This window comes from Mesorhizobium sp. M8A.F.Ca.ET.202.01.1.1 (assembly GCF_004791595.1).
Classification (GTDB): Bacteria; Pseudomonadota; Alphaproteobacteria; order Rhizobiales; family Rhizobiaceae; genus Mesorhizobium.
Genome location: NZ_SRUN01000004.1, coordinates 431,266 through 443,981, shown reverse-complemented (window position 1 = coordinate 443,981; position 12,716 = coordinate 431,266). Strand labels below are relative to the sequence as shown.

Annotated in this window: 12 protein-coding genes; 2 read left to right on the top strand and 10 right to left on the bottom strand. The window is 62.4% G+C overall.

Going from position 1 to position 12,716, the window contains the following annotated elements; genetic code table 11:
* Positions 1-4 precede the first annotated feature (4 nt).
* The gene (locus tag EN845_RS12690) at positions 5-1,132 is read right to left on the bottom strand and encodes a BMP family ABC transporter substrate-binding protein (protein ID WP_127870086.1); all 1,128 of its coding nucleotides are present in this window, start codon (positions 1,130-1,132) and stop codon (positions 5-7) included.
* A gap of 335 nt (positions 1,133-1,467) precedes the next feature.
* On the opposite strand from EN845_RS12690, the gene EN845_RS12685 reads away from it, so the two are divergent.
* Positions 1,468-2,139 (top strand): GntR family transcriptional regulator, encoded by a 672-nt coding sequence (locus EN845_RS12685; RefSeq protein WP_127278478.1) that lies wholly within the window; start codon positions 1,468-1,470, stop codon positions 2,137-2,139.
* A gap of 75 nt (positions 2,140-2,214) precedes the next feature.
* Here EN845_RS12685 and EN845_RS12680 read toward each other — a convergent pair whose 3' ends face one another.
* The 9 genes from EN845_RS12680 to EN845_RS12640 all read right to left on the bottom strand — a co-directional run bounded on the left by EN845_RS12680 (position 2,215) and on the right by EN845_RS12640 (position 10,801).
* Complete coding sequence (locus tag EN845_RS12680) at positions 2,215-3,126, bottom strand: ABC transporter permease (RefSeq protein WP_127870087.1); 912 nt, start codon at positions 3,124-3,126, stop codon at positions 2,215-2,217.
* On the bottom strand, positions 3,123-4,223 hold the full coding sequence (locus EN845_RS12675; protein WP_127870088.1) for an ABC transporter permease: 1,101 nt from the start codon (positions 4,221-4,223) through the stop codon (positions 3,123-3,125). The genes EN845_RS12680 and EN845_RS12675 overlap by 4 nt, the downstream gene beginning before the upstream one ends.
* Complete coding sequence (locus tag EN845_RS12670) at positions 4,220-5,743, bottom strand: ABC transporter ATP-binding protein (RefSeq protein ID WP_127870089.1); 1,524 nt, start codon at positions 5,741-5,743, stop codon at positions 4,220-4,222. Before EN845_RS12670 ends, EN845_RS12675 begins: the two co-directional genes overlap by 4 nt.
* 2 nt (positions 5,744-5,745) lie before the next feature.
* Positions 5,746-6,840 carry a BMP family ABC transporter substrate-binding protein gene (locus tag EN845_RS12665; RefSeq protein ID WP_189522870.1) on the bottom strand — a complete coding sequence of 365 codons (1,095 nt, stop codon included), beginning with the start codon at positions 6,838-6,840 and terminating at the stop codon, positions 5,746-5,748.
* A 39-nt stretch (positions 6,841-6,879) separates the two neighbouring features.
* Positions 6,880-8,259, bottom strand: a complete 1,380-nt coding sequence (locus EN845_RS12660) for an amidohydrolase (protein ID WP_127870091.1) — start codon at positions 8,257-8,259, stop codon at positions 6,880-6,882.
* A gap of 1 nt (position 8,260) precedes the next feature.
* Positions 8,261-8,920 (bottom strand): glutathione S-transferase family protein, encoded by a 660-nt coding sequence (locus tag EN845_RS12655; protein ID WP_127870092.1) that lies wholly within the window; start codon positions 8,918-8,920, stop codon positions 8,261-8,263.
* A complete protein-coding gene (locus tag EN845_RS12650) occupies positions 8,917-9,762 on the bottom strand; it encodes an aromatic ring-hydroxylating dioxygenase subunit alpha (protein ID WP_127276593.1) in 846 nt (281 codons plus the stop codon). The genes EN845_RS12655 and EN845_RS12650 overlap by 4 nt, the downstream gene beginning before the upstream one ends.
* The gene (locus tag EN845_RS12645; protein WP_127870093.1) at positions 9,759-10,409 is read right to left on the bottom strand and encodes a Rieske 2Fe-2S domain-containing protein; all 651 of its coding nucleotides are present in this window, start codon (positions 10,407-10,409) and stop codon (positions 9,759-9,761) included. Before EN845_RS12645 ends, EN845_RS12650 begins: the two co-directional genes overlap by 4 nt.
* A 158-nt stretch (positions 10,410-10,567) precedes the next feature.
* The gene (locus EN845_RS12640) at positions 10,568-10,801 is read right to left on the bottom strand and encodes an acylphosphatase (protein WP_127870094.1); all 234 of its coding nucleotides are present in this window, start codon (positions 10,799-10,801) and stop codon (positions 10,568-10,570) included.
* A gap of 910 nt (positions 10,802-11,711) precedes the next feature.
* Between EN845_RS12640 and EN845_RS12630 the strand changes: the two genes are divergently transcribed.
* Positions 11,712-12,638, top strand: a complete 927-nt coding sequence (locus tag EN845_RS12630; RefSeq protein WP_127276601.1) for a transcriptional regulator — start codon at positions 11,712-11,714, stop codon at positions 12,636-12,638.
* Positions 12,639-12,716: the final 78 nt, after the last annotated feature.

Here is a 12,716-nt window from a genome sequence, read left to right as displayed (position 1 = left end):
CAGATCAGGCGGTCGAGCCGACGACGCCCTCGACCAGATAGTCCATGCTTTCGAGCTCGATCGCTGTCTCCGGGAAAGCCTGCCCCGCAGTGGCGACGACGGCGCCCTTGTTGCTCTTCAGCGGTCCCTTGATGACGGCGAAGCCGCCCTTCATCATTTCAGCCAGGGTGGCGTCGAACTGCTTGCGGCCTGCTTCGCCGACGGCGGGCCCTAGCGGGCTCATCTTGACGAAGCCGTCGGCAAGGCCGCCACGCGTGAAGTTGGGCAGCGGCGTGCCGATCGTCAGGTCGTCGACGAACATCTTGTAGACCTTGGCCCAGTTCCACTCTGCGCCGGTGAGATATTTTTCAGGCGCCAGCGGGCTCTGGTTGGCGTGATAGCCGCAGACGAAAGCGCCGCGTCCGGCCGCCGTCTCGACCACCACTTTCGGGCTGTCGACATGGCAAGTGATGACGTCGGCGCCTTGGTCGACCAGCGCATTGGTGGCTTCTGCTTCCTTAACCGCCAGAGACCACTCGCCGGTGAAGATGACCTGGCAAGTGATGGTCGGATCGACCGAGCGCGCGCCGAGCAGGAAGGAGTTGATGTTGAGCAGCACCTGCGGAATGGGCTTGGCCGCGACGAAGCCGAGCTTCTTGGTCTTTGAGGTGTGGCCGGCGACAACGCCGTTGAGATACTGGCCCATGCCGATATAGCCGAAATAGGAGCCGGCATTCATCGGGTGCTTCGCCTTGTCCCACATGCCGCCGCAATGGCGGAACTGCACGTTGGGGAATTTCGCGCACATGGCCAGCATGTGGGGGTCGAAGTAGCCGAAAGAGGTCGGGAAGATCAGCGAGGCGCCGTCGAGATTGATCATCGATTCCATCGTCTTCTGGACGTCGACCGTCTCCGGTACGTTCTCCTCCTCCACGACAGTTATGCCCTCGATGGCCTTCAGCGTCGCCGCACCTTCGGCATGCGCCTGGTTGTAACCATAGTCATCCTTCGGCCCGACATAGATGAAGCCGACGGTGGCGCTGGCGGCAAAGGCCCTGCTGACGGGAAAGGCCGCGGACGCAAGCCCGAGTGCCGCTCCGGCGGCGGAGGTCTTGAGCAGCTGGCGGCGGCTAAGCATGAATCGGTCGGTCATCTCTTATGCTCCCCTATAGGACCCTTTCCGGGTCGGTTAACGCCTTCTCAACAAAGTGCATGCAATTGCTATGCCAATCCAGAAATTAAAATTTACCCAATAAAATCAGTAATAATATCTGTTGGCATTGCACAATCGAAAGGCAACTGCATGCACTTTTTGCCTTGAAATCAGACAATTTGACAGGAAGATTAAAACATAGGCATACAGGGTACGACTGAGTCGGAAGCGGACTTTCGTTCGGCCGGTTCATGGTCTGGAAATGAAAACGGAGGCTTGGAGGAGGCGTGTCGGGAAAGCGCAGCTTGGTCCGATTGGGAACGACCGTTGATCAGATGGTGAGGGCCATCGGCGACCGCATCGTCACCGGCGTACTGCGCCCTGGTGAAAAGCTCGACGAAACCTCGCTTGCCGCCCGCTTCGAGGTGTCGCGCACCCCTGTGCGCGAGGCGCTCGGACAGCTAAGCGCCATGGGTCTGGTTGAAAGGCGACCGAACAGAGGCGCCATCGTCGCCGTCGTCACCCAGGAATATCTCACCTCGATGTTCGAAAGCATGGCTGAACTTGAAGGCATATGTGCGCGCTTCTGCGCCGAGCGCATGACCGTCAGCGAGCGCCGCGCGCTCGAGGCCGAGCACGAGGCCTCGGCACGGCTGGTGCGGCTGGGCGCCGAGGAAGACTATGAATATTTCAACACCGAGTTTCACAGCCGGCTCTATCGCGGCGCTCACAGCACGCACATCTATGAGCTGACAGCGACGACGCGCAGCCGTCTTGCCCCTTTCCGGCGTGCCCAGTTCAGGTTGGCCGGACGCCTTGCCAAATCCTGGCAGGAGCATGACGCCATAGTCACCGCGATCCTGCGTGGCGACAGTGCCGCTGCGGGGGCGGCCGCAAAGGACCATGTCGCAATCGTCAGCGTGGCAAGCGCAGTTTTTGCCGTCGGTGAGCAGCCAAGTGGCCCAAGAGCAGCAACGCCATTCGCCGCCACCTTATCAGGCAAATGACCTGAGCTTCTGAGGCTCATCCACTTTCGAGTATGTTGGCCCCTGAGGCCTGCTCACAAGCGGCATTGGAATTGCTCAGTGTTCGAATGGCTCTCCCAGCGAAGCCACGCCGTTGAGCTTGAGCAGGCGCCGGTTCGAGGAAATGACGCCCAGCACGACGATTGTCACGAGATAAGGCAGGCTCGACAGAAGTTGCGAGGAAACGTCGAGCCCGGTCGCCTGGGCCGCGAGGCTTGCGAGGGAGACGGCGCCGAAGAGGCAGGCGCCGAGGAAGATACGGCTGGTGAGCCAAGTGCCGAAGACCACGAGCGCGATCGCGATCCAGCCGCGCCCGGCGATCATGCCGTCGGCCCAGAGCGGCGTGTAAACCACGGCCGCGTAGGCACCGGCGAAACCCGCAAACGCGCCGCCGAAAGCGACAGCGGCGAAGCGCACGGCAATCACCGGATAGCCCAGCGCATGGGCCGCCTTGGGATTCTCGCCGACGGCGCGCACGACAAGGCCGGTCTTGGTGTAGGCGAATATCGCCCAGATGGCGACGGTCACGGCCAGCGAGAGCCACACGATGACGTCCTGAGCGAAGAGGCCGCCGATGACCGGGATATCTGAAAGCCAGGGCAATGAAAGCTTCGGCAGGCCCTTGACCGTAAGGCTCTCATAGCTCTTGCCGAACAATGCCGAGAGGCCCTGGCCGAGTATGCCTATAGCGAGTCCCACCGCGACCTGGTTGGCGCGGAACCCCAGCGCGATGATGGCAAAGACAAGGGAAAGAGCCGCGCTGGCGAGGCCCGCGGCGAGGAAACCCAGGAGGTGACCGCCGCCGTGATAGACGATAATGAAGGCGACGACCGCTCCCATGGCCATCATTCCCTCCACGCCGAGATTGAGGACGCCGGCCCGCTCGGCCACCATTTCGCCCAGCGCGGCCAAAAGGAACGGCGTGGCCGCCGCCAGCATTCCGGCGACGATGAACTCGACGGCATTCATGGAGTGCTTCCGTGAGCGGCATGGCGCCATTCGAGCCGGTAGCGGACGAAGGCCATGGCGACGAGATAGGCGAGCAGCAGGCTACCCTGGAAGACCCGGACAGCGGCGATCGGCAGATTTGCCGAGACCATGGCGTTGTCGCCGCCGATATAGAGGGCCGCCATGAGCAGCGCGGAAAAAACGATGCCTATCGGGTGAAGGCCACCGAGATAGGCCACGATGATGGCGGCGTAGCCGTAGCCGGTCGAGATGGAGCGCTGCAACTGGCCGAGCGGCCCGGCCACCTCGGCAGCCCCGGCGAGGCCAGCCGCTAAGCCACCGATGAGGAGCGAAAGCCAGATCGCGCGTCCTTCGTTGAAGCCGGCGTATCCGGCCGCGCGCGGAGCAAGACCGCCGACCTGCAGCTTGTAGCCGGCGAAACTCCTTTGCATGAAGACCCAGGCCGCGAGGGAGAACGCGAAGGCGATAAGCAGCGAGACGTTGACGCGGGTGCCGGGGATCAGGATCGGTACCATCGCGTCGTACTGGAACATCACCGACTGCGGGAAGTTGAAGCCGGCCGGGTCCTTCCAGGGGCCAAGAAGCAGATAGTTGAGAAGTTGCGCCGCAACGAGCGCCAGCATGAGCGACACGAGAATCTCGTTTGCGTTGAGCCGCACGCGCCAGAACGCCGTGAGCGAGGCCCAAAGCGCGCCGCCCAGCGCGCCGAGGACGAGCATGGCGGGCCAGATCCACTGACCTGTTGCCTGCGGGAGCCAAATGGGAATGGCCGACGCGAAGATCGCGCCGAGGATGAACTGGCCCTCGGCGCCGATGTTGAAGATCTTTGCGCGAAAGCCGATGGCAAGCCCCTGCGCAATCAGCAACAGCGGCCCCATCTTGAGCAGGACTTCCGAAAACGAGGCCCAGGACAGGAAGGGCTCAAGAAGCATCGCTTGGAAAACGGCGACCGGATCGCGGCCCATCAGGAGGTAGAGCCCGAGATTGAGCAGCGTCGCCGCGCCGAGTGCCGCGGCCGGTGCGGCCAGCTTGATTGCTGGCGAGGCGTGTTCACGTCGAATCAGCACGGGAAGGGAGGGTCGGAACGAAGCGCTCATGCGGGGATCTTTTCGGCCGTCGAATGCGCGCCGATCATGTAACGGCCGATCTCCTCGGGCCTGGTGTCGCGCGTCACTAGCGGCGCGCTCAGCTGACCCTGATGGATCACCTGGATCGCATCGCAAAGCTCGAACAGTTCCTCCAGTTCCTCCGAGATGACCAGAATGGCCATGCCTTCGTTGCGCAGGGCGACAAGGCGCTGGCGGATGGCGGATGCCGCGCCGACGTCCACGCCCCAGGTGGGCTGCGCCACAAACAGCAATTTAGGGGATAACATAATCTCGCGGCCAACGATGAATTTCTGGAGATTGCCTCCCGAAAGCGCCCCCGCCTCGGCCTCGGGACCCGGTGTACGCACGTCGTACTGCCGCACGCAGTCTTCTGTGAAGGCCTTCGCACGGGCCGTGTCGACAAGGCCGCGTTTCAAGAGGCCGGAGGGATGTGCGGTCAGCAGGCTGTTGAGGACGAGCGACATTTCGGGCACCGCGCCACGGCCCAGCCGTTCCTCCGGAACGAAGGCGAAGCCCAGCCGCCGGCGGGCAGCCGCATCGAGCGCGCCGACATCCTTTCCCATGATGAAGATACGCTGTGACTGTTCGCGCGGCAGCATCGTCTCGCCCGAGATCAGCGCGGCGAGTTCGCTCTGCCCGTTACCCGAGATGCCGGCGATGCCGAGGATCTCGCCCGCCCGGACCGTCAGGCTGACATCGGAAAGCGCCGCGGCGAAGGGATCGTCGGGTCGATGGTCGAGGCCGACGATTTCAAGGCGCTTTTCCCCGCCGGAATGTGCGACTGCCGGCATGGGCTGCGGCATGTCGCGGCCGATCATCATGCGGGCGAGGTCGTGCGCGTCGTGGTCGCGGGGATCCACATTGCCGGTGATGCGACCGCCGCGCAGGATGGTCGCGCGGTCGCAGACCGCACGGATTTCCTCCAGCTTGTGCGAGATGAAAAGGATGGACACGCCGCCGTCGCGCAGCCGCCGCAATGTCTCGAAAAGCTTCTCCACCGATTGCGGCGGCAGGACGGAGGTCGGTTCGTCGAGGATCAGGAGCTGCGGTTCGGTCATCAGGCAGCGGATGATTTCCACCCGCTGCCGCTCTCCAACCGAGAGCGCGTGCACATGGGCGAGCGGATCGACTTCCAGGCCGAAGTCGCGGCCGAGCTTGCAGATGCCTTGCGCAAGGTCCGATTTCCTCCCGGGCACGACCAGCCGGACGTTCTCCACCACCGTCAGCGTCTCGAACAACGAGAAATGCTGGAAGACCATGCCGATCCCCTTGCGCCTCGCATCCGCCGGGGACGCGAGCGCCAGGGGGTCTCCTTTCCAGGTCGCTGTTCCGGCGTCCGGCTGCTCGACGCCGTATATGAGCTTCATCAGCGTCGATTTGCCCGCACCGTTCTCTCCGAGGATCGCGTGGATAGAGCGCGGAGCCACGTCCAGATCGATGTCGCGATTGGCATGGATCTGGCCGTAGCTCTTGGAGATGCCGCGCAGCGACAGGAGCGGGGCGGTCATGGTTACTTGGGCAGCGGCGTGGTGACGCCCTTGACGTGCCAGTCCATGGCGACGATCTCGGCCACGGCCATAGTCTTGCCGGCGGGGACGCCTTCGCTGCCGTCGGCCTTGGCGATCGGACCGGCAAAGGGCGAGAAGCTGCCGTCGGCGATCTTGGCTTCGACTTCCTTGATCTTGGTCATGATGTCTGCCGGGATGCCCGGGTTCCAGTCGACGACCTCGACGACCTTGTCGCCGACCCCCAGGAAGGCGCTGGCGCCCTTGAAGGTACCAGCAAAGTGGGCGTCGACCGAGGCTTTGAAGAAGGGCGACCAATCGGTCGCCACGCAGCCGAGATAGGTCTTGGGCGCGTATTTCTTCATTGACGAGTTGAGGTTGAAGGCGGGGATGCCTGCCTCTTCGCAAGCCGCGACGACGGAAGGCGTGTCCTGCGCGTTGGAGAAGATGACGTCGCATTTCTGCGCCAGCAGCGCCTTGGCGGCTTCCTGCTCCTTGGCCGGGTCGAACCAGGAATTCACCCATACGACGGAAACCTCGACATCGGGCTTCACAGCCTGCGCACCCAGCGTGAACGCGTTGATGGAGGTTATCAGCTCGGGGATGGCGAAGGCCGACACCGAGCCGAGCTTGCCCGTCTTCGAAAGCGCGGCCGCCGCCATGCCCATCAGATAGGTGCCCTGGGAATATTGTGCAGCGAAGGGTGAGAAGTTTGGCGCCACCTCGAAACCGGACGCGTGCAGCACGGTGACATCGGGATTGCGGCGCGCGATCTGCAGGGCGCCGTTCTGATAGCCGAAGGAGCCGGCGATGAGCACTTTGTTCCCGTCCGCGACCGCCTTGTTCATGATGCGGTCGGCGTCGGGGCCTTCCTGAATGTTTTCGAGGATGGTGACCTTCACCTTGTCGCCATAGGCGGCCTTGACCGGCTCGAGCCCGTCGGCCAGCGCACGGCCCCAGCCGACGTCGCCGACCGGCGAGGGGACCACCAGCACGATGCCCAGCGGTCCGTCGGCGGCGAGCACGCGGCTGCCCACCGCGGCGACGAGCCCGGTAGCGGCGGCGCCCTTCATCAAGGTTCTGCGGGTAAGATTTGTCAGCATGTCGGTTCCCCTTGCTTTTGGTTTTGGTTTTGGTTGCTAGAATTCCACGGTGGCGAGCGCCGCCTCGGCTTGCGCGAACAGCCTTGCCTCGTCGAGCCCCGGGAATTCTCCCTTGGCCCAGACGATGCGGCCGTTGATCATCGTCATGTCGGTCGGCGTGCCGATGCCCACCTTGGCCAGCAGGCTCAGCGGATCATGCCGCGTGCCGACATAGTCCATGCGCCGCGTGTCGATCGCGAACAGGTCGGCGGCCATGCCGGGCGACAGCCTGCCGATATCGCCGCGCCCGAGCAGCGCCGCGCCACCTGTCGTCGCATAGCCGAGGAAATCGACCGGCGGCGGAACCGGGTGGTCGCGTGTCGACGCCGCAAGGCATTGCAGCATGTAGGCTGAATGGATGCAGTGCATCAGGTTGGAATTGTCATTCGAGGCGGCGCCGTCGCAACCCAGTCCTACACTCAGCCCGAGGGCCGACATCGCCGGTATGTCGGTGATTTCGGCGCCGACGAGATAGACCGGCTCCGGGCAGTGCGCCACGCCGGTGCCGATAGCGGCCATCTTGCGCAGTTCGTCGTGGGTCAGTTCCCAGCAATGGGCATAGAAGGCATCCGTCCCGGAGAAACCGATCTCCGCGCAATAATCCACCGTGCGCAGGCCGTGGCGGGCTTGCATGACCGGACTTTCGCCTTCGCCGACATGGGTGTGCATGCGCACCTTGCGGTCGCGCGCCAGCGCTACCGATTCCACGAATGTCTCGCGATAGCAGTTGACCGGCTGGCAGGGCGCGACCACGACCTGACGCATGCTGAACTTGCCGTCATCATGGTAGGTGTCGATCAGCCGGGCGCAGTCGGCGATGAACTCGTCCGTCGTTTCCAGCATGGCGTCGGGGATGGTCGAGCCTTCCGATTTCGGCAGCGTGTTGCCGCCACGTCCGGCATGGAAGCGCATGCCGAGCAGTTCGGCCGCCTCGAACTGTCGGTCGATCAGCCTTTTGCCGGCATGCCGCGGAAAGCAGTATTGATGATCGAATGCCGTCGTGCAGCCGTGCTTTATCAATTCCGCCATGGCCGTGACCGATGAGTGATAGAAGCACTCCTCGGTCAGCCGTGAGAACATGGGATAGATGCGGTCGAGCCATTCGATGACCGACAGCTTCGTCCAGTCCAGATCGGCGCGGTTGCGCACGAAGCACTGAAAGAAGTGGTGATGGGTGTTGACGAGGCCGGGATAGACGAACCAACCGGCGGCGTCCTGCGTGACGGTCCCCACAGGCAACTCACCCTTATCCAGGGCTTCGCCGATGGCCCGTATCGCCGGGCCGTCGGTCAACACATCGACGTTGCGGCGGACGCGCGGACCGTCGCCATCGTCGACGATGACCGCGGCACAGTTCTTCAACAGATAACCCGCCATTTCAGGCCTCGCCTACTTCTGGGACGGGCTCGGGTTTGAGCTCATGCAGCCGGTGGATGCCAGGCATCTCGATGAAGCCGTCGAGACCGCGGATGGCCCGCGACCATAGACGGATCGTGGGATAAGGATCGAGCGAGACCCCGCCGTCCGGCGCCAGCGCCACATAGGGGAAACAGGCGATGTCCGCGACCGTCGGCCGGTCCGATGCGAGGAAGCGCTGGCCGCGGATACTCTGTTCTACGAGACCAGCTTCCAATTCCCGCAGGGCTGCCGTCCCCTGTCCCTTAAGGGCATCGATGTTGCCCGGGCGCAGCAGCATCTCGTGCAGGCGCGCCGCCCCCAGGCTTGCTGTCAGTCGATGCGAGAACGAAAGCCATTGTTGGACACGCGCCGCTTGCACGGCCGTATCGTTGCCCAGCCATTGCGGTGCCGCCTTTGTAGCGAGGTAGACAAGCATGGCCGAGGATTCGGTCAGGACGAGGTCGCCGTCCTCAAGGATCGGGATCGAACCCGCCGGGTTGAGCGCCATGAGTTCCGGACCGCGATGCTCGGCACCGGGATGGAAGTCGACGGGCCGGATGCTGAGCTTCACCCCTGCCAGCGCCGCCATCAGGCGCACCTTGTAACAGCTCGGCGACAGCACGTAGTCGTAGAGCTTCATTGCGCCACCAGTTGCGCGCCGTAGGTGTAGCCATGGCGCTTCAGCCAGCGCCGGTAGGCAACCGAAGTCAGGTCGGCTCGCGTGGGAATCTCCATGCCGGGGTCGAGCGGCAGCAACCTCGGGATCTGGTTTTCGAGGATCGACCGGTCCTGGACGAAGATCGTCTGCTGGAAATGGATCAGGTCCGTCATCGGCGTCTCGTCGTCGAACAGCGCCATCCAGGGCCACACGTCACACAGGTCTTCGGCAAGCGGCTGCACGAACAGCGTAATGACGTCCCATTCGCCGGGACGCGGCGGGCAGGTCTTGTAGAGGATCGAGCATGTCGGCGCGGGCACGCGATACATGTACTCCGTCGTTATGCCGCCCTCCGCCGACTTCGCGGCCTGCGGCTGGTAGAACTTCACCTGGGTAGCCCAAACCTCGTCTTCGTCCTCGCGGATTTCGACCTTGTAGTTCTGGACCTCCGTGTGCGGTTCGGAGCCCAATATGTCGGTGTGGACGAATGGAAAATGCGCAATGTCCAGGAAGTTTTCCACCGCGCGCAATGGCGAACAGCGCACGCGAACCACGCCGACATCGACGAGCCGGCGGCCAGGCTGATCGGCCTCGGGGATCGCAAACAGCGGCTTTTTCGGATCGCCGAGCGATGACCAGACATGGCCATAGCGGATGCAGGTTGGGAGGACACGTCCGTTGCCGCCTGTGACCTTGGCGGTTCCGTCTTCGCCGCATCTCACCTCGATGGGCTCGCCCATCAGGGCCGTGCCGCGCCCATGCGCGTCGAGCTGGCTCGCAAGGCCGACGGGATACCATTCGTCGATCATCGCGTTGCGGGTCATCGGCCTGTCCCGCCCCGCTCGATATGCTCGGCCGCCCGCCGCAGCGCCTCGGCGGCCCTCGACGCGGCGATAAGGTGATTCGGATCGCTGTCCCTATTGACCAGGACATGCATCAGCGTGCGCGCGGGCCCTTCGGGAGCAAGCAGCAGCCGGACGGACGTGTCGTCGCTGGTGTAGTCGAGCACACCTCCAGCGGCCTTCGTGCCCGTGGCCGCCTCCAGCGCCGCGATGCTTGTCTCCGCCACCATGGAGCGGAGCGGCGCGAAGCCCTCGAATCTCGGTGGCCGTGCAGCGGGTTCGCCGGCGGAAATCCAGATGATACCGTCGCCATCCTCGACATGCTGCGTTGCAACGCGAATCGTGTCCGGCGGAGTCAGCGCCGGATGAGCGGGAATGCGCAGGCAATTTCCCTCCTGAGCATAGCCCCAGCCGTGATAGATGCAGGACAGGGTTTCACCGCGTACAAAGCCGTGGGAAAGGCGCATGCCGCGATGGGGGCATCTGTCCGCAAACGCCGATGCTCGGCCCGAACGGCTTCGCCAAAGCGCAACCGGCCCAGCCGGGGACTGCGCGGGCATTACGGTTCCCGCCGGCAAGTCCGCGGAGAGGGCAACAGGTATCCATGAGCCGGTCGGATAAGGCGGCATACATCAACTTTCAAACAACATCAGCATCTTCCTGAGCGCAGCTTCGCGGTCAAGCATATGCTAATAGGCGGGTCACGTTTGCACAACATTTCCTCACGGGCAATAATGCCCAAAAAAGGTGCATGGCACCTTGGCAGGCAGAAGCCGCAGGCCGGAAACTAGCCCGATTCGCTCTCAATCGGCGCCCGATGGATGGCCTCGACCCAGACATCGATTGGTCCAAGCGAGCATCCCATCTCCATCATGTCGATGAGTTCGGCCGGGCCGACAATGTCGAGTTCGATGCGATCGGGACCGGCAACCCATATGGCCTGCGCGAGCCCGAGCTTGGCGGCATGACGCTCGATCCACGGAAGGAAGGATGCCGCCTCCACATCGCCGAGGATCGTCATGCGCTCCCGCCAGGGGAATCGATATTGCTCGCTCACAGAAAACCTCGGCAATGAAACAGATATCTATCTATCTGCATTGTGCTCAATCGCTGATGCATCTAACCAAGCGCCATGAGAAGGTCGAGTGTGGGCTTGTGACCCCTCAGTCGTCTATGACGTCCGCAAAATCCCTGGTCAACATGCGTCCATCGACACTTTGTGAGACAAGACAGACTTACCGCTTGCATTAAAACTAGTCCTGCTGCTCGACCTTGGGTTCGCCAGACCATACGAGAGAATACGAAGGGAATGGGTTGGCGAACCATCCTCTAACATATTGATTTTCCGTGGAAAACGACGCCCCTCCGGGCCCACCATCGTCGTTATTTATCAATGCTTTATGGCCATTTTCTTCCTCGTGTTAGCCAAGTGGGAGGCGGCGAGCCTCCGCGCATCACTTTGATTTTGTTGCCTTACGGTGGGCTGCTGAGGGCTAAGGGCGTCAAGGGATTGACATATCGAGTGCGCGCTGTGCGCGCTTCATCCAACCCCGCTCAAACATGGGACTGGGAAAGTCCTGATCGGCTGAGCATGAGGACCTAGCGCTCATCCTGATCAGACCGACGGATCCGCGCTCAATGATCTCTGTCGGCAAGACGAGCCGTTCTGGGGCGCGCATTTCACCTTTCAAACGGCGCATGAGAAGTTCCGCGACGCTTTTGCCAAGTGCATGGGCATGCTGACGGCCAGGCATTCCCCCGGACTGGTCAACGCAGGCAACGCGCCGCCGTTGTGGCCGTGCTAGTCAACTACTGAATGACGAAGTCGTTACGAAAGATATGCCAGCCAGGAGGTTCAATTCATAACGCCACCGTCTTTATTTGTATCTGATCTGCTGATACATAACCCCGTGTGACGACTGCGGGGCCATATGTCGAATGAAATCATGGTTGTCGATCCGCTTGAGCGGCTTGACTTGTTGAAGAGCCTCGCGAGCGAGGTCCGGGTCCGGATTCTCGATCTGCTGCACCGCAAGGGGCCGAAAAACGTCAATCAAGTGGCCGAAGAACTGGGTCTTCCGCAATCAACGATTTCCGCAAACATCCAGGTTCTTGTCGATGTCGGTTTGATCGAGACGAAATCACAGAAGGCGCGCAAGGGAAGCCAGAAGGTTTGCTATTCGACCTTCTCCGAGTTGGTTGTCGTCTTTAAGGACCGCCCGCCGGCGCAGGATCTCGGCGTCATAGAAGTGGCGATGCCGCTTGGACTCTATACGAGATGCGAAGTTTCCGCTCCCTGCGGCCTGTGTTCAAAAGACGGCGTCATCGGACTTCTCGATGTGCCCGACACCTTCCTCGATCCTGACCGTATGCGGGCAGGGCTGCTGTGGTTCACGCGCGGCTTCGTCGAATACCAGTTTCCCAACAATGCGACGCTTGCCAATGCCAAAGTCGGCGGATTGGAACTGGCGATGGAGCTTTCGTCTGAGGTCCCGGGCACATCGAAGGATTGGCCATCGGACATCACGGTAGCGATCAACGGACACGAGATAGATACCTGGACGGCCCCAGCCGACTATGGCGACAAGCGCGGCAAGCATACGCCCGGCTGGTGGAAACTGGCCGGATCGCAATATGGCGACCTCACACACTGGCGCGTCACGAACAACGGCACCTATCGCAACAACAACAAGGTTTCCAAATGCTCGCTGGCTGATCTGGAGCTTGAGCGGCACCGCTCGATCCGGATACGAATCGGCGTGAAGGAAGATGCGCGTCACCCCGGCGGCATAAACATCTTCGGTAGCGGCTTCGGCAATTACAGCAACGACATCGTTCTGCGCCTGCTGAAGGCTTGAGAGCGTATTAGGCCCTTGACGGGCGAACGAACTCCGCCCTTAACTGACCCGCGACCCGGATATAGACCGGAAAGTCGG

Bases quoted from the DNA above. Each gene is read 5' to 3' on its own strand.
- EN845_RS12690 (WP_127870086.1), bottom strand. From the start codon at position 1,132: ATGACCGACCGATTCATGCTTAGCCGCCGCCAGCTGCTCAAGACCTCC.
- EN845_RS12685 (WP_127278478.1), top strand. From the start codon at position 1,468: ATGGTGAGGGCCATCGGCGACCGCATCGTCACCGGCGTACTGCGCCCT.
- EN845_RS12680 (WP_127870087.1), bottom strand. From the start codon at position 3,126: ATGAATGCCGTCGAGTTCATCGTCGCCGGAATGCTGGCGGCGGCCACG.
- EN845_RS12675 (WP_127870088.1), bottom strand. From the start codon at position 4,223: ATGAGCGCTTCGTTCCGACCCTCCCTTCCCGTGCTGATTCGACGTGAA.
- EN845_RS12670 (WP_127870089.1), bottom strand. From the start codon at position 5,743: ATGACCGCCCCGCTCCTGTCGCTGCGCGGCATCTCCAAGAGCTACGGC.
- EN845_RS12660 (WP_127870091.1), bottom strand. From the start codon at position 8,259: ATGGCGGGTTATCTGTTGAAGAACTGTGCCGCGGTCATCGTCGACGAT.
- EN845_RS12655 (WP_127870092.1), bottom strand. From the start codon at position 8,920: ATGAAGCTCTACGACTACGTGCTGTCGCCGAGCTGTTACAAGGTGCGC.
- EN845_RS12650 (WP_127276593.1), bottom strand. From the start codon at position 9,762: ATGACCCGCAACGCGATGATCGACGAATGGTATCCCGTCGGCCTTGCG.
- EN845_RS12645 (WP_127870093.1), bottom strand. From the start codon at position 10,409: ATGCCGCCTTATCCGACCGGCTCATGGATACCTGTTGCCCTCTCCGCG.
- EN845_RS12640 (WP_127870094.1), bottom strand. From the start codon at position 10,801: ATGACGATCCTCGGCGATGTGGAGGCGGCATCCTTCCTTCCGTGGATC.
- EN845_RS12630 (WP_127276601.1), top strand. From the start codon at position 11,712: ATGTCGAATGAAATCATGGTTGTCGATCCGCTTGAGCGGCTTGACTTG.